At 62.1% G+C, this 18,066-nt stretch carries 16 protein-coding genes; 8 read left to right on the top strand and 8 right to left on the bottom strand.

Annotation, left to right across the window (positions count from 1 at the left end):
* Positions 1 to 26 precede the first annotated feature (26 nt).
* Positions 27 to 1,442 carry an OmpP1/FadL family transporter gene (locus VJR68_RS01235; protein ID WP_324145726.1) on the bottom strand — a complete coding sequence of 472 codons (1,416 nt, stop codon included), beginning with the start codon at positions 1,440 to 1,442 and terminating at the stop codon, positions 27 to 29.
* A gap of 317 nt (positions 1,443 to 1,759) precedes the next feature.
* On the opposite strand from VJR68_RS01235, the gene VJR68_RS01230 reads away from it, so the two are divergent.
* The gene (locus VJR68_RS01230; protein ID WP_324145725.1) at positions 1,760 to 2,053 is read left to right on the top strand and encodes a YcgL domain-containing protein; all 294 of its coding nucleotides are present in this window, start codon (positions 1,760 to 1,762) and stop codon (positions 2,051 to 2,053) included.
* A 67-nt stretch (positions 2,054 to 2,120) separates the two neighbouring features.
* On the top strand, positions 2,121 to 5,561 hold the full coding sequence (locus tag VJR68_RS01225) for an ankyrin repeat domain-containing protein (protein WP_324145724.1): 3,441 nt from the start codon (positions 2,121 to 2,123) through the stop codon (positions 5,559 to 5,561).
* 208 nt (positions 5,562 to 5,769) lie between these two features.
* Here VJR68_RS01225 and VJR68_RS01220 read toward each other — a convergent pair whose 3' ends face one another.
* The 5 genes from VJR68_RS01220 to VJR68_RS01200 all read right to left on the bottom strand — a co-directional run bounded on the left by VJR68_RS01220 (position 5,770) and on the right by VJR68_RS01200 (position 10,476).
* On the bottom strand, positions 5,770 to 6,195 hold the full coding sequence (locus VJR68_RS01220) for a DUF805 domain-containing protein (protein WP_324145723.1): 426 nt from the start codon (positions 6,193 to 6,195) through the stop codon (positions 5,770 to 5,772).
* Positions 6,192 to 6,665 carry a hypothetical protein gene (locus tag VJR68_RS01215; RefSeq protein WP_324145722.1) on the bottom strand — a complete coding sequence of 158 codons (474 nt, stop codon included), beginning with the start codon at positions 6,663 to 6,665 and terminating at the stop codon, positions 6,192 to 6,194. The genes VJR68_RS01220 and VJR68_RS01215 overlap by 4 nt, the downstream gene beginning before the upstream one ends.
* Before the next feature lie 358 nt (positions 6,666 to 7,023).
* Positions 7,024 to 7,269 (bottom strand): hypothetical protein, encoded by a 246-nt coding sequence (locus VJR68_RS01210; protein ID WP_324145721.1) that lies wholly within the window; start codon positions 7,267 to 7,269, stop codon positions 7,024 to 7,026.
* Positions 7,270 to 7,461: 192 nt separating this feature from the next.
* Complete coding sequence (locus VJR68_RS01205) at positions 7,462 to 8,508, bottom strand: glycosyltransferase family 9 protein (protein WP_324145720.1); 1,047 nt, start codon at positions 8,506 to 8,508, stop codon at positions 7,462 to 7,464.
* A gap of 111 nt (positions 8,509 to 8,619) precedes the next feature.
* Complete coding sequence (locus tag VJR68_RS01200; RefSeq protein ID WP_324145719.1) at positions 8,620 to 10,476, bottom strand: monovalent cation:proton antiporter-2 (CPA2) family protein; 1,857 nt, start codon at positions 10,474 to 10,476, stop codon at positions 8,620 to 8,622.
* A 107-nt stretch (positions 10,477 to 10,583) separates the two neighbouring features.
* On the opposite strand from VJR68_RS01200, the gene VJR68_RS01195 reads away from it, so the two are divergent.
* Positions 10,584 to 11,378: a glutaminyl-peptide cyclotransferase gene (locus VJR68_RS01195; RefSeq protein WP_324145718.1), complete on the top strand. Its 795-nt coding sequence runs from the start codon at positions 10,584 to 10,586 to the stop codon at positions 11,376 to 11,378.
* A gap of 73 nt (positions 11,379 to 11,451) precedes the next feature.
* Here VJR68_RS01195 and VJR68_RS01190 read toward each other — a convergent pair whose 3' ends face one another.
* Positions 11,452 to 12,321 carry a LysR substrate-binding domain-containing protein gene (locus VJR68_RS01190; protein WP_324145717.1) on the bottom strand — a complete coding sequence of 290 codons (870 nt, stop codon included), beginning with the start codon at positions 12,319 to 12,321 and terminating at the stop codon, positions 11,452 to 11,454.
* 111 nt (positions 12,322 to 12,432) lie between these two features.
* Here VJR68_RS01190 and VJR68_RS01185 point away from each other — a divergent pair, with 111 nt between their 5' ends.
* Positions 12,433 to 12,993 carry a DUF4865 family protein gene (locus VJR68_RS01185; RefSeq protein ID WP_324145744.1) on the top strand — a complete coding sequence of 187 codons (561 nt, stop codon included), beginning with the start codon at positions 12,433 to 12,435 and terminating at the stop codon, positions 12,991 to 12,993.
* A gap of 18 nt (positions 12,994 to 13,011) precedes the next feature.
* Entirely contained in the window at positions 13,012 to 13,392 is a 381-nt protein-coding gene (locus VJR68_RS01180; protein WP_324145716.1) for a tautomerase family protein, read from the top strand.
* Positions 13,393 to 13,531: 139 nt separating this feature from the next.
* On the opposite strand, the gene hemB is transcribed toward VJR68_RS01180, so the two are convergent.
* Complete coding sequence (hemB, locus tag VJR68_RS01175) at positions 13,532 to 14,521, bottom strand: porphobilinogen synthase (RefSeq protein ID WP_324145715.1); 990 nt, start codon at positions 14,519 to 14,521, stop codon at positions 13,532 to 13,534.
* A gap of 224 nt (positions 14,522 to 14,745) precedes the next feature.
* Between hemB and VJR68_RS01170 the strand changes: the two genes are divergently transcribed.
* The 3 genes from VJR68_RS01170 to VJR68_RS01160 form a co-directional block, all read left to right on the top strand.
* Complete coding sequence (locus VJR68_RS01170; RefSeq protein ID WP_324145714.1) at positions 14,746 to 16,266, top strand: S53 family peptidase; 1,521 nt, start codon at positions 14,746 to 14,748, stop codon at positions 16,264 to 16,266.
* A gap of 145 nt (positions 16,267 to 16,411) precedes the next feature.
* Entirely contained in the window at positions 16,412 to 17,428 is a 1,017-nt protein-coding gene (gene glk / locus VJR68_RS01165) for a glucokinase (RefSeq protein WP_324145713.1), read from the top strand.
* 114 nt (positions 17,429 to 17,542) lie between these two features.
* Positions 17,543 to 18,066, top strand: a 524-nt coding sequence (locus VJR68_RS01160; protein WP_324145712.1) for an HAD family phosphatase, incomplete at its 3' end; no start/stop codon positions are given.

The raw sequence follows: 18,066 nt of genomic DNA, 5'->3' as shown, positions 1-18,066 counted from the left end.
CCCAGGGCTTTTAAACGTGCGAGCGATCAGAACTTGTAGATGGCCGACAGCGCGAACAGATTGCCGGCATCGTCGTACGAGCCGGTGAGCACGTCGTCGGTCGCGCTCACCGCGCCGTTGACGGCCGCACGGTTCACGAAGATGTGCGCATACGAAGCGTTGATCGAGAAATGCTCGGTTGCCTTGTAGCCCAGGCCGACCGACAGCAGCTTGCGGGTTTCGTCCGGTACGCGCGGTTCACGGTAGGCGCCGGTGGTCGGCGTGGTGTCGTAGCCGAGGCCGCCGCGCAAGGTCAGTTTGTCGGTGAGGTAGTAATCACCGCCGAGCGCGAAGTACCAGGAGTTGTGCCAGTTGAAGTTCTGCACCGACTGCGGCTGCGTCGGATTGGCGTAGTTCACCGTGAGGTTCTTGAACACGTCCCACTCGGTCCAGGACACGTCCGCACCAAAGCCGAACTTGTCTTCCTGATGCCAGTAACTGGTGGTGGCCACGGCCGGCGTGGTGAACAGCGCAGTACCGTCGGTGTGCTGGAACGGCAGCGTGCTGGGCGTCAGGCCCAGTGCCGGTGCAAGCTGGCCAACCAGTACGGAGACGTTGTCAGGCACGTCGAAGTTGGCAGTGCCATGCAGGCGATGGCTGATCTTGGAGCGGTAATTGAAGGAGAGGCGATCCTGCGCGGTCGGCTTCCAATACGCGCCGAGCTGCCAGCCCCACGCCCAGCTGCTGCCGCTGACGCGGGCCAGGCCGTCGGAGCCGGGTGGCACCAAGGCATACACCTGGTTCACCGGCAGATTCAATTGCGTGCCGGGGCCGGCCAGGCCAAGTGCCACGCTGGAGAAATTGATCGCCTGGGTCAGCGTGGCGCTGGTGCGCTGTGCGATGGCGCTGCCGCCGATGCTGAAGTTATCGGTGACGTCGAACGAGGCGGACATCGTGCCGTCCAGCGATTCGAACTTCGAATAGATGGAGTTGTAGCGGCCGACCCAGTTGTTGTCGTAGTTGGTCTTGAAGCCGAACGGCACGGTCATGGCGGCGCCAAGATGGAGGCGATCGGTCACCTGCGTGGAAAAGAAGAACGACGGCACCGGCATGGTGGTACCCGCATCGCCACCGTTGCCGCCACTGATCGGCTGCCCGAGCACGTCGTGCGCGCTGCCGGTGAAGTTGGCGCTGAAGTTGATGGCGGTGACGTCGGCTTCGAAATAGGTGCCCTTCAGGTCGCTCATCGCCGCCGGCGCATTGGCCACCACGGACACGTCGCCACCCGCCGCCGCGGAACCGGCGTAGGCGCGGCCCATGGCCTGCGCACTGTCTTCCTTCAACTGGAACGAACTGGCGCGAGCCTGTTGCGGCGCTGCCAGGGCGCCGGCGACAGCCAGACCCAGCGCGGCCAGAGCGAGCGGACGGCCACCACGGACGGTGTTACGAAAGGACGTGTGCATTGGTTGCTCCTGCTTTTCTTTTAGTGACGAGTCCGGCCCGGGAGGCCGGGATCTTGCCGGAAGGCTGCACGCCCCCGCGGCTCGGGTCGTAGCGGGGCCGAACAAAATTTCATACGCGCGTTTGATACCCCTGGCGGGCACTCTGCCCACTCGGGCACGGGTGTGCAAGTGCGGTTGCAGCATGGTGCGGCAGGCCTGTGGAAGATGCCCTTCACCGGAAAACCCTAAACCTCGCGCAACACGCCCTTTCCGGTTCCCCCTTCTTGATTCCCTGCCTGCTAACCTTCCGCCCCCACACGATTTTCCGGGTTTAAGCCATGCATTGCTTCGTCTACGCCAGCCAGCGCAAGGCCGACACCTATCTATGGCTGGATCGCCGCGACCATTTCGATGTGTTGCCGGCGCCACTGACCTTGCTGCTGGGCGACCTGCGTTTCGTGCTTGAAGTGGAACTGCACCCGGAGCGCCGCCTGCCGCGCGAAGACGTGGAAGTAGTGATGCAGAACCTGCGCACGCAAGGCTGGCATCTGCAATTGCCGCCGCAGGAAACGCTGGCTACCCCGCCCAGTGAACCGGAGCCTCTGATGGAGCCCAAGCGTCAGGACGAATGACCAGTGCCAAGTGGTCGTTAACAACAGATTACCGTCTGACGCTTTATCGGTTTCTATACTCCCCCGCATGCCTACAAATAAACCGCGCCGCCCCTCCTCCGCGCTTATCTCGCTTGTCTGGTTTCTGCCTGGGTGGCTCTGCGCCGGCATGGCTGCGCTGGGTGCGCATCCGATCGCGCTGATTCCCCTGCTATTGGCCAATACGTTGACCATGGCGGCGGTGTGCCACGCGATCGGTTTTGATCCGGAGCCGGATTTCCTGCGCACGGTCGTTCGGCGCGGCGGGGCGCATCTGACGATGTTCACCTGCTATGTCGCGCTTGTATTCCTGCTGGTGGCCTGGCCGATGCTGCGGCTTACGCAACAACCGACTCTGGGCGGCAGCTTGATGCTGGCTGCGGCCTTGGTGGTGGCGCTGGTAGCACTGTGGCGGCTGTGGCCCGCATTTGCGCTGGTGTACGTGTGGGATGACGCCTATCCGGCGCATGGCCAGGGTGAAGGTTCCTGGCTGTTCACCGCTACGGCGCGCAGCGTGGCCTTTGGTCGGCATCTTTCGCGCGAAGAGCATTTTTTCAGCCATTTTCTGCCCAGCGCGCTGGCGTTACTGGTGCTGGCATTCGCCGCGATTGCATTGAGCGGTCTGTACGGCGTGCTGCCATCGGAAATGCGCACCGCCGCGCTGGTGCTGTATGCGGTGCTGCTGGTGCCGCTCGGCTGCCTGATCATCGCCAACCGCACCTTGCGCGTGATGTTGTGCGAAAGCCGCCGCCCGCGCCGGCAAGAGCAATCGGGCAGCGAGAAAGCCGAACCTGTCGCTTCCGCACCGCTGAACGAACAGGAGCGCATCGCCGGCACGCCCGAGCAAGCACAAGCCTTGCTGTCTGCTGCGCGCAGCGGCGACGTCGCCCGTGCGTTGGCGCTGGTGGAAGCTGGCGCCGATCCGAACATCGCACCCGCGTCGGGCGATCGTGACCAGCGCCCGGTGCTGATGCTGGCCGCACTGCTGCCGGACATGCGCCTGCTGCGTGCCCTGATCGCCAAGGGCGCCGATGTGAATCGCGCCAGCGGCGGACTTACGCCCTTGCTTGCCGCGACACGCGACAGCTGGCATGGCCGCGCCGAAGCCGTCATGACGCTGCTGACCAACGGCGCCAATCCGCTTGCCGCGGATGCCGACGGCAACACGCCTTTGCATGGCGCAGTGCTCAGCGGCGAGCCCAATGTCGCGGCCATGCTGCTGGATGCCGGCGCCACCATTGATGCGCTCAACAAACATGGCGAAACGCCTCTCTCGATTGCTTGCCGTGCCGCCAACTGGCCGCTGGTGCGCTTTCTGCTTGAGCGCGGCGCCAAGGCCACGCCAGCCAACGGCGAACCGGCCTTGGTCGCCGCCGCCGGTATCGCCGATGACGATGTCGCCGGCGTAAAGATGCTGCTGAAACACCGCGCCGCGGTGAACGCTGTCGACGCGCGCCAGCGCAGCGCGCTGATGGTGGCCGCGGCGGAAGGCCATGAGCAGATTGCACGTGCGCTCTGCGCTGCTGGCGCCGACGTCAACCTGGCCGATCATCACGGCAGCACGGCGCTGATGGAAGCCGCGCGCGCCGGCGCCGCCGGCGTGATGGAACTGCTCACCGATGCGCAAGCCGATGCAGGCGCACGCGACAAACATGGCCGCGACGCGCTCACGCTCGCTTGCCAATCGCCCCGCGCGCAGGTGGAAACCGTGCGTGCCTTGCTCGCCCTCGGCGCGGACCCGAAAGCACCAGGCAGCGATGGCCGCAGCGCGCTGGATCATGCTGCCGCCAGCGGGCGCTGGGATCTGGTGGCCTTGCTCGATCCGGAAACGCCGCTGCCCGCCAGCCTCGATATCGAAGCGATTTCCGAAGGCGCCGACACGCCGGCGCACCTGCTCGATGCCTTGCGTTTCGGCCACTGGGCGATCGTGTCCAGCTTTGCCAATCGTGTGCGCGATTGGCCGCAGGAACAGCTCGCCCCGTTGTTCCTGGAACTGACCGAACCCGGCCTGCGCACAGCGCGGCGCTGGCTGCTCGATCATGGGCTGCCGGCGGAAGCGCGTTTGCAACCGCAATTGATCGATGAGATCGACAGCGAGCATCCGACGCTGCCGCCGCTCGGCCAGCGCTTGTTCGATGCACTGCTGGTGCGACTGCCGGAAAGCACGGAAGCCATCGAGGATCTGCTCGATGCCGGCGCCAGCCCTGCCGGCGCCGGGCTGCTTGCACAAATGCTGAGCCGCTTGCAGGAACCGTTCTCCACCTTGCCGCTGACGTTGCTCGAGCGCGGTGCCGACCCGTTCGGTACCGACGAGCGTGAACGCACACCGCTCTACCTGGCTGCCATCAACGGCCAACTCGGCGTGTTGCAGGCACTGCTGGTGCGCGGCTGCGATCCCAACCATCGGGACGTCAACAGTGGACGCACGCCACTGTTTGCCGCGCTGGAACACGGCGCCGATGCGCTGCCGCTGGTGCGCGCACTCGTCGCCCACGGCGCCGATGCGGAAGCGATGGATGCGAATGGCGAAACGCCGCTCGGCCTCGCGCTGGAACATCCGGCGCTGGAACGCTGGCTCGACTGGAACGGCTGGCAGCGTCCACGTCGCCCGCTACGCGACGATGATCTGATCCAGGCCGCCAAGCAGGGCGCCGACACCGCGGTACGCCGCCTGCTGGAACTCGGCTTTCCGGTGGATGCGCGTGATGCGCAAGGCGCCACGCCGCTGCTGCATGCCTGCGGTGCCGGCCATCGCGACGTTGCCGCGGCGCTGATCGATGCCGGCGCCGACATCGCCGCCAGCGCCAGCAATGGCATGACGCCACTCGCCGCCGCCGTCGCCGCTCGCCGCGATGCCCTGGTGGCGCTGCTGCTGGAACGCGGCGCCGCAGTGGATCAACGCCTGCCGAACGAGGCCACAGCGCTGATGATCGCCGCCGTGCAGGGTTACCCCGATATCGCCGAGCGATTGCTCGACGCCGGTGCTGACGCCAATGCGGTCGATGCACGCGGACACAGCGCACTGCACGCAGCCTCGCAGTTCGGCTTCGAGCAGAACGACAGTCTGCGTGCGCACCGGCTGTTCGACGTGCTGCTGAAACGCAAGGCCGATCCGAACCTGGCCGACAGCGAAGGCAAGACCGCGTTGCTGTTGCTGCTCGGCGCACATCTGCGCCCTGGCAGCGAGTGCGATGCCACGCATATCGGCGCCCTGTTGCCGGTATTGCTCGATGCCGGCGCCCATATCGAACACGCCGATCAACGCGGCGTCACCGCATTGCATGCCTGCGCCATGCACGCCCTGCTGCCACCTGCACGCCTGCTGCTTGCACGCGGCGCGGATCGCAATGCCGCGGATGCCTTCGGCCGCACCGCCGCCGACGTGGCGAGGCATTTGGGCTTGATCGACATTGCGCATGAACTGGCCGCACGCCACAGCGTGATTCCCAGCGTGCGGCAAACCTTGCGGCAGCCCGCGCAGCCGGATTGATTCACGTAGCCGATCGCCGTCATTCCCGCGGAAGCGGGGCGGAGCGCGCAGCGCGGAGCACATCCGAAGGACAACCCCTGAGGTGAGCGAGGCGAATCATCCATTTGCTTTGATGCAAAAGCGACGATGGATTTGCGCTTACGCGGCAATGACGGCCGTACATAAAAATCCCTGCATCCCTGAGCTGCTTATGCCGGGTTACGCTGCGCTAACCCAGCCTACGTGGCTGCCGCTGCCGCCGGTAGCGTGTGTGTCGCGGATCGGCGCCGTAGCGGTTGCCCTCGTGAACAGGCGGAGCCATCAGCAGCGATACAAGGATGACGACCGGAGCCATCGCTACGAGGTAGAAGGCGCACAGCCAACCCGAGCTGTTGGCATCATGCAAGCGGCGGACGTTATAGGAAAGGGTGATGATGAGGGTAGCGAGCCCGAGCAGCCCCAACCCCAGTTTGATCCCAGTAGAACCCGCATCAGGCAACCTGATCACTGCAACGCTGAGGCCATAAAAGAGCAGGTAATGCAGAATCAGAAACGACAAAAAGTCGCGCCGACTTTCCCTGCCGCGAAAGCTCAGTCCCTTGCTGTACCCACGCAGCCATGCGGCAAGAATATCCCTGACCATTGATCCGATCATCTTCTCGCCACTGAAAAGATCAACCAAACCAATAACACGTAGAAAAATACACTAAGTCCGGAAAAAAGGCCGATGCTGTAGACAGGAACCGCATCCACCGGCAATGAGGCATCCAAAATGGCAGTTTCATCCATAAAGCGTTTAAAGACGCGAAATCTTGCGCGCGCATCAAACAACCAATAGATGGGGGCAGCAAAAGTTACCGCAGCAAGTCCTGCCAAAATCCACAAACGACCGCCTTTCGACTGCGTAAGGCGTCCTTTCGCAAACCAACCGATTCCTACCACCAAACCAAAAAAGCCGAATGCACCAGCCGCAAGAGCGTGCGACTTCAGTAGATCGTGATGCACGTCGGTGATGACATACACACCAGCCTCCGACGTAACCATTTCAAACAGCCATTGGTACGCCAATCCACCGCCGAGTGCAAATAACGTCATGAATAATAGAAGCGCCGATCCTTGCCTCATTGAGTTATCCAATCCCAATTGTCTTAGAAATTTATTTCCGGATTCGCCCGCCTTATATCGGCAATGGTTTGATTGACGTGAGCGATTGAAGGGGACATTGAAATTTGATGAGCATGGCTATTGTACTTAGCGACCGCAACAGGGACTCCAGCACCACCGTCCTTCGCAATAAAAACTGCGCTGTTATTCTTGTATAACCGCACTGTCGGCAGAGGATCGCGGCCATAGGCATATGGTGTAGGCAACGCAAATAAGCGTTGTTTAGTGAGAAATTCCGGAAGCCATGACGCGAACTTCGGAAGTAGCTGTATATCGTTGATGAAGCCTGAATATTCCAGCTTGACCTTTCTTTTTCCGTTCAGAACAAATCAACTCCCAGACCAATTGAAGCCTTGAGGCGATCCCACGGAGTCAACGTGGAAGGGATTGCAGGCTTCCCATTTATGTACATGTCTTTCATTTCATATAGTTGGAAGACCTGACGGGCGACTTGAATCAAATTGGGACCGAAAGTATTGGCGATAGATGGCAACCCTTGCTTTGGGTATATCTGCTCGATAATTACATACAGTCCAGTGGCCTTGCCGTGTTCGAATCCGTCCATTTTTCACCTGCCTGGTTTTGTATCCCCCGCCTGGGGATGAGCAGATATCTTTCGAGTAACGAATAGGTTTGCAAAGTCGGCATCTGCTGAAACAAGGCAAGAATTTGTCTCCGCTGCACGTGTGGAAGTGGCACAAAATGCGCGGGACTCGGATGGAATCAATCCGTCATCCCCGATGCGGCCATCACAAAATCAATGAGGCAATGCCTGCCACGCCGCGATGACTTGCTCCGGCGTAATCGCATCGACGCGCGTACTTATCGGCGGACCGCCCAACACTTGCACCGCTCCCGGCACGCGGCTGCGTGGGCGCCAATGGCTGGGGGAGACGGAGCCGAACATCACCACCAGCGGGCATCCCATCGCCGCCGCAAGATGCGCAGGACCGGTGTCGACGGAAATCATGCTGTGCGCGATCGCGAGCAACGCGCGCATGCGCGGCAGCGGCAATTCCTTGGCGACGACTTCCACGTCGGGTTGCGCCATCGTTTTGCGGATGGTCTCCAGGTAGCCGTATTCCGCCGGTGAGCCACACAACAGCACGCGCGCCTGCGGCAGCTGGATGCGAATGGCCGCCATGACGCCGGCCCAGTTCTGGATCGGCCATGACTTGTCGTCATCGCTCGCTTTGCGCACGCCGCTCCAGCGAATCGTGCGCTTGTTCGCCGGCTGCAGCAGTATGAGCGGACGACCTGCAAGCCCGCGCTCGGCCAGCCATCGATCGCATTCCGCACGCTCGGATGTACTGACGGCGAATGCAGGCACGGCGCTGGTAGCGCATGCCAGCTTTGCAAAGCGATCGGCAAACGCAGGTGGCGTGGCGTCGGCCAGCTCCAGCAGATGTTCGATCCAGTGGCCGCCGGGCGACAACGGAATATCGTTGAGAAACACGCAATGGCTGGTGGGAATGCCGGCCAGCTTCAGCAGCAGCGCGATACGTTCCAACGAACGGCGCTGCGGTTCGCATACGTACACAGGCACATGGCGCAGGCGCCGCAACGCAGCGATCGCGCGCCATTGTTCGGGGCTCAACGGCAACGGCCGATGATGCGATCGCAACGCGATTACTTCCGCAACGTCAGGCTGCCCGTGATAAAGATCGCTCGCATAGCCGCCGGCTGCCAACAGCGTGCAGGGCTGGCCGTAGCGCGCGTGCAACCGATGCAGCAGCGGCTGCAACAACAGCGTGTCGCCGAGACGGCCGAAACGAATGACCAGCGGACGGAAAGGTATCGGCATGCGAAGAAGCAGCGAGCGCTCGTCAAGGATGGATATCCGGCAAGCATGCTTGCCGGCCGCTTTCGGGAAACTTACCGTATTTCCTTGCGGAAACGGCAGAGGCGATGCGACTCAGGCGTTGTTCGCGCCTTGCTCGTTGCTTGCTACCAGCGGCGTATCGGGATCCGGCCCTTGTTCCGGCGGCGCCGGTGTCTTGGCATCGGCCTCGAACAACCGGTTGAGATCTTCCAGCGCCTCGCGCGTGGTCTGCACCAGCTTCGCTTCGTCGTCGTAGACCAGGTATTGCGCCTTGAGCAACTCGGCGTCCTTGCGGCGGAAGCGCTCGACTTCTTCGGTGGCTTCCTCGGCGCTCAGGCCCAGTGCCTCCAGCGTTTTACGGCTCATTTTCAGGCTGGAGAAAAACGTTTCGCGTACCGGCTCCTCAATACCCAGATCCATCAATCGCCATACGTGCTGGCGATTGCGCGCACGGGCGACGATCTTCAGATGCGGATATTGGCGGCGCACCACGCGCGCCACGCGCAAGGCCGACTCCGCTTCATCGGTGGCGAGCACGAACACTTCGGCCTTGTCGGCCTGCGCCGCACGCAATAGCTCCGGACGCGCAGGGTCGCCGTAGAAAATATCCCCGCTGGTGCCAAAGCGATTGGCCAGATCGAGCTGCTCCACCGACTGGTCCAGCGCAACGAACGGAATTTTCCGCGTGCGGAGAATGCGCGCGACGATCTGGCCCATGCGGCCGTAGCCGGCGATGATCACGCGCGGATGATCCACCGTGATGGTGTCGAAGGGCCGCTGCGGCGCCTGCTTTTTCTTGGCGCCGATCAATTTGGCGGTGGCCGCCACCAGCAGTGGCGTCAAGCCCATGGAAAGGGTAATCGCGAGCACCAGCATGGCGCCTTGCTGGTCGGCGATCAGATTTTTTTCCATCGCCTGGCGCAACACCACGAAGGCAAATTCGCCGCCGCTGGCCAAGAGCACCGCAAGCCGCAAGGCATCCGCGCGATTGAGACCACCCAGCACGCGACCAAGCGGCCACAGCAATATGCCTTTCACCAACAGCAGGCCGAAGGTAAGACCCAGCACGATCAGCGGCGCTTCCAGCAGCAGATTGATCTGCATCGACATGCCGACACTGATGAAGAACAGACCCAGCAAGAGGCCCTTGAACGGCTCAAGGTTGGATTCCAGCTCATGGCGGTATTCCGAATCGGCCAACAGCACACCGGCCAGGAACGCCCCCAGCGTCACCGAGACGTTGAGTTTCTCCATCAGCAACGCCGTGCCCAACACCACCAGCAAGGCGGTCGCCGTGGAGACTTCCGTCGACTTGGCGCGCGCCACGAAGCGGAACACCGGACGCAGCAGATAGCGGCCACCGATCACCACCGCCACGATCACCGCCGCCGTACGCGCCACCGCCATTGGATCGACACCATGGTGCGATGAGGTAGAAGCCAACAGCGGCACGGCCGCAATCAACGGAATGGCGGCCAGATCCTGGAACAGCAGAATGGCAAAGGATTGCCGGCCATAACTGGTGGATGCTTCCTTGCGCTCGGCAAGAATCTGCAAACCAAACGCGGTGGACGACAGCGCCAGGCTGCCGCCAACGATCGCCGCCGCGTTCGGCGCAAGGCCAAACGCATAAGCGATGCCGCCTACCGCCAGACCGCACGCCAGTACCTGCAGCAAACCGGTGCCGAACACGGCGTGACGCATCACCCACAATCGCCGCGGCGACAGTTCCAGGCCGATCACGAACAGCATCAGCACCACGCCGAATTCGGCGATATCGCTGGCGCGGCTGGGCTCGGCCACCAGATGAAGCTCGGCTGGACCAATCACCACACCAGCGAGCAGGTAGCCGAGCACGGCACCGAGACGAAAACGCTTGGTGATCGGGACCGCGATCACTGTGGCGAGCAAGAAGATGACCGCCGTTTCCAGAAAATGATGGCTGTCCACGCTTCCTCCGCCTGCAAGTTCCTGCGAAGCATTATTCCATGCTCTGGCATGCGAATGGGGACTGCACGGCTGACGCCCTCACATTTGGCATGCGATCATCCGGCCCCATGAAACCGATCACTCACTTGCTCGTTCTTGTCGCGCTGATGCTGGCGTCATCCGCTTACGCGCAGACCGGCATTCCGATTTATGGCTACCAAGTGGTGCACACCTATCCGCATAGCACCAGGTCGTATACGGAAGGCTTGTTCTATCTCGACGGTTATTTGTACGAGAGCACCGGCACCACCGGCGAATCGGTCATCCACAAGCTGGATCTCAACACCGGCAAAGTGCTGCAACACGTCGAACTGCCGCCTCCCGATTACGGCGAGGGCATCGTGGCGCTCAAGAACCGCCTGATCCAGCTCACCTGGCAATCGCAGCGCGGCTACGTCTACGACTTGAAGAGCTTCAAGCGCATCGGCCAGTTCAGCTATCCCGGCGAAGGTTGGGCGCTCACGACTGACGGGCATCGCATCTACATGAGCGACGGCACCGCGACGATCCGCGTGCTCGATCCGGACACGCTCAAGCAGGTCGGCAAGATCGACGTGACGGTGCTGGGCCGCCCGCTGGTCAACCTCAACGAACTGGAATGGGTGAAAGGGAAAATCTACGCCAACGTGTGGTTGACCCAGAACATCGTGCAGATCGATCCGGCCAGCGGCAAGGTGGTTGGCGTGATCAATCTCACCGGGCTCGCGCCTGATCCAAGCACCTTGTCAGACCCGAGCAACGACGTGCTCAACGGCATTGCGTATGACGAGAAGCACGATCGGCTATTCGTTACCGGCAAGCGCTGGCCGTCGATTTACGAGATCAAGCTGACCGCGCCGAAGTCCGATCAAGCGTTGCAGTAGGTAGGCTGGGATGCCAATCCCAGCATTCGTCACGCCACAGGTGTTCATGCTGGGATTTCATCCCGGCCTACGGCTACGCGGCCAATCGTTGCAGGATGAGTTCGGCCAATCGCGCCACCGCAGGTGTCAATTCGGCCTCGCTGCGATAAAGCGCAAGCCCAAGCTGCGGCAATGCCGGCAAGGCGGCAGCTTTTGCATCCATCGTGCGCAGATCAGCAGGCACGCCAAGCGGCGTGCGCGCGCTGATGCCCAATCCTGCTTTTACTGCTGCCCAGGTTCCGGCCAGGCTCGCACTGGTGAAAGCGATGCGCCAGGCGATGCCTGCACGGTCCAATGCATTGATAGCGGCAGTGCGCATTAGGCATGGGGCATCCAGTACCACCAGCGGGATCGGTTCGCCGGGTTCATACGGAAGCTGGTCGGCATCCGCCCCGATCCAGCGCATCGGTAGTGTCTGGATATGTTGCCGATGCGCCGCGTGCGCATCCGTTTCCCAGGCCAGCGCCACATCGAGCCTGCCCGCCTCCAGCGACTGCATCAATACGGCATTGCGTGCGATGTGCACTTCCACGCGCAACTTGGGGTGCGCACGCTTGAAGCGCCCCAGTACTTCGGGCAACACGTTTTCGCCGAAGTCTTCCTGCATGCCCAATCGCACGCGTCCGTCCAGTTGCACACCGCGTACGGCGCTGACTGCTTCGTCGTTGAGTTCCAGCAAGCGGCGCGCATAACCGAGCATCACCTCGCCCGCTTCGGTGAGCGCCATGCCCCGCCCCGCTTTGCGAAGCATCGGTGTGCCGGCTTGGTCCTCCAGTTTCTTCAGGTGCGCACTGACGGCGGACGTGGAGCGGCCCAGCCGGTCCGCCGCCTTGGCGAAACTGCCCAGGTCGATGCCGGTAACGAAGCTGCGCATGACGTTCAGATCGAGCTGGATGCGACTCATAAATCATCCCATTTTTCAGGATTATGGGTTTATAAATTCCCGATTTTCAGGATTATCCTGAGCCGCTACGCTAATGCCCGTCAAGCCTGCGAGGAGACCGCCGTGCTCACCATGCAGTACCGCATCACCCTGCCCGCCGATTACGACATGGCGATCATTCGCCAGCGCATCGCCGATCGCGGTCATCTCACCGACGACTTTCCGCAACTGGCATTCAAGGCGTATCTCTACGCGGATCGCCACGAACCTTACGCCGCCGGCAAGGCGAACCGCTATGCGCCGTTCTATTTGTGGCAAGACACCGAAGGCATGAACACCTTTCTCGGCGGCGCGGGCTTTGCCGGCGTGATTGAATCGTTCGGGCGGCCGCTAGTGCGCACATGGTCGGTATGGCAGGCAGAAACGGCGCCCGATCTTTCCGCTGCCACGTATGCCACCTGCGAAACCGTAGCGATCGCCGAACACGTCGCGCTGGGCAAGGTGCGCGAGACCGAGCAGGCGCGTGTTCGTGCCGATGCCGATCATGGTGCACTTGCTGCCGTCAGCGCGTTCGACCCGACTGGCTGGACGATCATGCGCTTTCGTCTATGGCGCGATGCCGTCCACGCCTCCAGCGACGCGATGGACGTCTATCGCGTCGGCCACATCTCGCAACCTTCCGCGAAACATTAGCCTGTAAAGGAGCATGCCATGCCTCTCGTTCGCATTGCTTTACGCCGCGGCAAATCGCCCGCGTATATCACCGCATTGCGCAACGGCATTTATGCCGCCATGCGCGAAAGCTTCAACGTGCCGGAAAACGATCGCTTCATCCTGGTCAGCCAGCATGACGCGGATGAATTTGACTACGACCCGAATTACTTGGGTATTGCGCGCACGGATGATTTGGTGATCGTGCAGATTGCCTGCAACAACACGCGCACGGTGGCGCAGAAGCAGGCGTTTTATCGGAGCGTGGCGGAGAAGCTGGCGGCTGATCCCGGTGTGCGGCCGGAAGATGTGTTTATCAATTTGCTGGAGACGGCTAAGGAGAATTGGTCGTTTGGGAATGGGATTGCGCAGTACGTTTGAATGCGCAAGTTGAAATCATCGCCATCTTGGTTCGTCGTCCCGGCAAAAGCCGGGACCCAGTGACTTTTGGCCTCGCAAAGGCGCTGGGCCCCGGCGTTCGCCGGGGTGACCGGTATATATGGCGCGACGATCGTGATCGTTACTCGCGCAACCACCGCGCCGCATCGATGGCGTAATACGTAAGAATCGCATCCGCTCCCGCACGCTTGAACGCCGTCAGCGTTTCCAGCACCACCGCGCGCTCGTTCAACCAGCCGTTCTGCGCCGCCGCCTTCAACATCGCGTACTCGCCGCTCACCTGGTACACGAATGTCGGCACACCAAACGCATCTTTCACCCGACGCAGCACATCGAGGTACGGCAAGCCCGGTTTCACCATCACCGCGTCAGCGCCTTCGGCGATATCCAGTTCCACTTCGCGCAACGCCTCGTCGCTGTTACCGACGTCCATTTGATAGGTGTGCTTGTTGCCTTTGCCGAGATTGGCGGCGGAACCGACCGCATCACGGAACGGACCATAGAACGACGAGGCGTACTTGGCCGAATAGGCAAGAATGCGCGTGTGAATGTAACCGGCTTGTTCCAACGCCTCGCGAATCGCACCGATGCGGCCGTCCATCATGTCGGAAGGCGCGACGAAATCCATGCCGGCTTCGGCTTGCGCCAGCGACATCTTGATCAGCGCTTGGACCGTCGGCTCGTTCATCACATAGCCGTGTTCGTCGATCAGGCCATCCTGGCCATGTGTGGTGTAGGGATCCAACGCCACATCGCCGATCAAGCCCAAGTCGGGATACTTGGTTTTCAATGCACGCGTGGCGCGTTGCATCAAGCCTTGCGGATTCCATGCTTCGGCAGCGTCTTCGCTTTTCGCCGATGCATCCGGCGAAGGAAACAGCGCCAGCGCGGGAATTCCAAGGCGCACGCATTCACCAGCCAGTTCCAGCAAACCATCGATCGACAAGCGCTCCACGCCAGGCATCGACGGCACCGGTTCGCGCTTGCCCTCGCCTTCGATCACGAACGCCACCATGATCAGATCCGAGGGCAGCAACGTGTGTTCGCGCATCAATGCGCGTGAGAAGGCATCGCGGCGCATGCGGCGCATGCGGATGGCGGGGAAATTCATGGGGAGCGTCTCGTGCAAGAACTGCGCCTAGTTTAGCGCTGCCATCGTGATGGCGTCCGCAAGAATGCTGCGGCCTGATGACTCAACGGGTGAGATGCAGCAGTTCAACAATAGGCACCAGAATAGGCACAAGAGTTAAATGCCCAACCGCCTGTGCGCAAGTTCGACACACATTGTGTGCCATCGTTAGCGGCGCACGTCCCCTCTCACTAAGGAGCCGCGTCATGATCCAGCATGCCAAGCGTCCATCGCATTGGACCTCCCCCAAAGGCATGAAGTACCTGGGCCCGCATGAGGGCACCGAACCGCTCGACGTGACCGTGGTCATGCGTCGTCGCTCGGAGACCACGCCACCGACTGCAGCTTGGCCCAAGCCGCCGCAATTCCCGCATGGCCAGTTCGGCGAACACTACGGCGCCGATCCAACCGATATCGAAAACTTGCGCGGCTTTGCGCATCAGCATGGGCTTACCGAAACCGGCTGCGATGCGCATCGCCGTGTGTTGCATTTACGTGGCACGCCAACGCAACTTGAGCAGGCCTTCGAGGTAACGCTCGGCAAGTATCGGATGAACGATTGCGAATTCGTGGGTTGTGGCCAGGCGCCCAAGCTGCCCTCGGAAGCCATCGCAGTGCTCGGTCTGGATCGCCGCCCGGTGGCGCGCCCGCACGTACGCGTGCCGAACGCACAGCCGAACACGTACTACACCCCGCTGCAGCTCGGCCAGCTCTACAACTTTTCTGCCAACACCGATGGCACTGGCCAGACCATCGGCATCATCGAACTGGGCGGCGGCTACACCACCGCCGATCTCAGCCAATATTTTTCGAACCTGGGCATCAGCAAACCGCCGAAAGTCGTCGCCGTCTCGGTGGCCGGCGGGCAGAACTCACCGGGTGGCGGCGATGCCGACATCGAAGTGACGCTGGATATCGAAGTGGCCGGCGCACTGGCACCAGCGGCAACTCTCGCCGTGTATTTCGCACCGAATACCGACCAAGGTTTTTACGAAGCCATTTCGCAAGCCGCGCACGACACGACGAACAAACCGTCGGTGATCTCGATCAGCTGGGGCGGTCCGGAAGACAGCTGGAACAGCCAATCGCGCGACGCGATGGAAACAGCCATGCAGGACGCGGCGGCGCTAGGCGTCACCATCGTCACGGCATCGGGCGACAACGGCTCCGGCGATGGCGAAACGGACAATCAGCCGCACGTGGACTTCCCATCCTCCAGCCCTTACGCGCTGGCCTGCGGCGGCACCACGTTGACCGCCAACGGCCAGACCATCCAGAGCGAGGTGGTATGGAATGAAACCGCCAGTAATGACGGCGCCACCGGCGGCGGCGTCAGCATCGAGTACCCGCTGCCCACGTGGCAGCAAAATGCGAAGGTGCCGAACGCTCCCGGCGGCAGCAGCGGGCGCGGCGTACCGGACGTTTCCGCCAACGCCGATCCGCTGACCGGCTACGAGATCCTGGTCGGCGGCCAGACGCAGGCCGTTGGCGGAACCAGCGCCGCGGCGCCGTTGTGGGCAGCTTTGCTTGCGCGGATCAACCAGCAATTGGGCAAGCCGGTCGGCGACGTGCACGCGGCGCTGTATCAAGCCGGCGAATCCGCATTCCGGGATATTACGCAGGGCAATAACGGTGCGTATCAGGCCGGCCCTGGCTGGGATGCCTGCACGGGATTGGGCAGCCCGAATGGGCAGGCATTGCTGAGCGCGTTATCGAAGCAAGGCTGATGGCATGACCGCTCCCGCCCCGGCATCGCCGGGGCGGCGATAGTGAGTTTTTTTCACAAGCGTGGAGGAAAAGGACCTCACGCGCACCCTGGACGAATCCGACAACAACGGGCAGTCTTGTCAGGTTCGCTACCCTGGATTCCCCATGGATCGCTCCATCACCTCCCCCACCCTGCTGGCCGATCTCGGCGGCACCAACGTCCGTTTCGCTCTTGCCGATGCCGCGGCTGCCTCGCCGCTCCTGCTCGATAGCGTGAAGCGCTATCGCGTGAAGGATTTCGACACGCTGGCCGATGCCATGCGCCAATACTTCGCCGATACCGGCTACACCGCCACGCAATCGATCATTGCTGCCGCCGGCCGCATTGCCAACGGCGAGACGGTGAAGATCACCAACAATCCCTGGGCGGTATCCGCGCATGGACTGGAGGCGGAACTGGGTTTTGAGCGCGTGCGCCTGGTGAACGATTTCGCCGCACAGGGCATGTCGATTCCGCTGCTCAAGAACGATGAACTGCAGGCCGTCGGCAAGGTATTGCCGCCCGAACACAGCCACAACGCCGCCACGCAAACGTTTGTGGTGATGGGCCCGGGTACCGGCCTTGGCGTCGCTGGCCTGTTGCTTCGGCATGGCCACTGGATCGTACTGGAAACCGAGGGTGGCCACTCCGGCTTTGCCGCGCATACCGCCGAGGATGTGGAGATTCTGCATCGCCTCAACGCGCGCTTCGGCCGCGTGTCGAACGAGCGCATGATCTGCGGCAATGGCCTGGTGAATCTCTACCTTGCGCTGGCCGATATCGCTGGCCAAGCCGCCGAGGAATACACGCCCGAAGACATCACCGCACGCGCCACCGACGGCAGCGACCCGCTATGCGTGCGCACGGTGGAAACGCTGGCCGGCATTTTCGGCAGCGTGGCGGGCGACCTGGTGCTGAGCCTGGGCGGCTGGGACGGCGTGTACCTCACCGGCGGCGTGCTGAAGATTTTGATGCCCTGGTTGCAACGCGGCGGCTTCCGCGAGCGCTTCGAAGCCAAGGGCCGCTTCCGCGACACGATGGAACACGTGCCGACCATTGCCATCACGCATCCGGAGCCGGGTTTGCTCGGCGCAGCGGCCTTGGCGGTGCTGGAGACCGGGCGCAGCTTGCCGCAGTCTTGACTCACTGGTTTGCAGGTTGGGGTGCGAACCCCAACATATTGATACACATGGCATGACAATGTTGGGGTTCGCGCCCCAGCCTGTTTGCTGCGCGCATGACGCGAGGAATTTCTGATGCCCCGTTCCCACACTGCTTTTCTGTTCGACCTCGATGGCACCCTGATCGACAGCGTGTACCAGCACGTGCTGGCCTGGAAGGAAGCGCTGGACGAGGAAGGCGTGGTGCTGCCGGTGTGGAGCATCCACCGCAAGATCGGCATGAGCGGCGGTTTGTTCACCAACATCCTGCTGCGCGAAACCGGGCTGGACATTACGCCCGAACGCATCGAACGTTTGCAGCAGCGGCATGCGGAAGCGTTCAATCGTCATCACGCGCAAGGCTCGGTGCGTCCGCTACCCGGTGCGCGAGAGCTGTTGCAGTTTCTTACCAAGGAAAAGATTCCCTGGGCGATCGCTACCAGCGGGCGCATGCGTACCGCGGCGCATAACATCGCCGCGCTCGGCGTCGATCCCAACGAAGTACCAGTGGTGACACGCGACATGGTGCGCCATGCCAAGCCCGACCCCGATCTATTCATCGCCGCGGCCGAACGATTGGGCGTGGACGTGCATCGCTCGCTGGTGATCGGCGACAGCAT

The organism is Dyella sp. (assembly GCF_035277725.1).
Taxonomy (GTDB): Bacteria; Pseudomonadota; Gammaproteobacteria; order Xanthomonadales; family Rhodanobacteraceae; genus Dyella_B.
The sequence above is the reverse complement of the archived record's forward strand: the minus strand, read 5'-3'. Positions and strand labels throughout refer to the sequence as shown.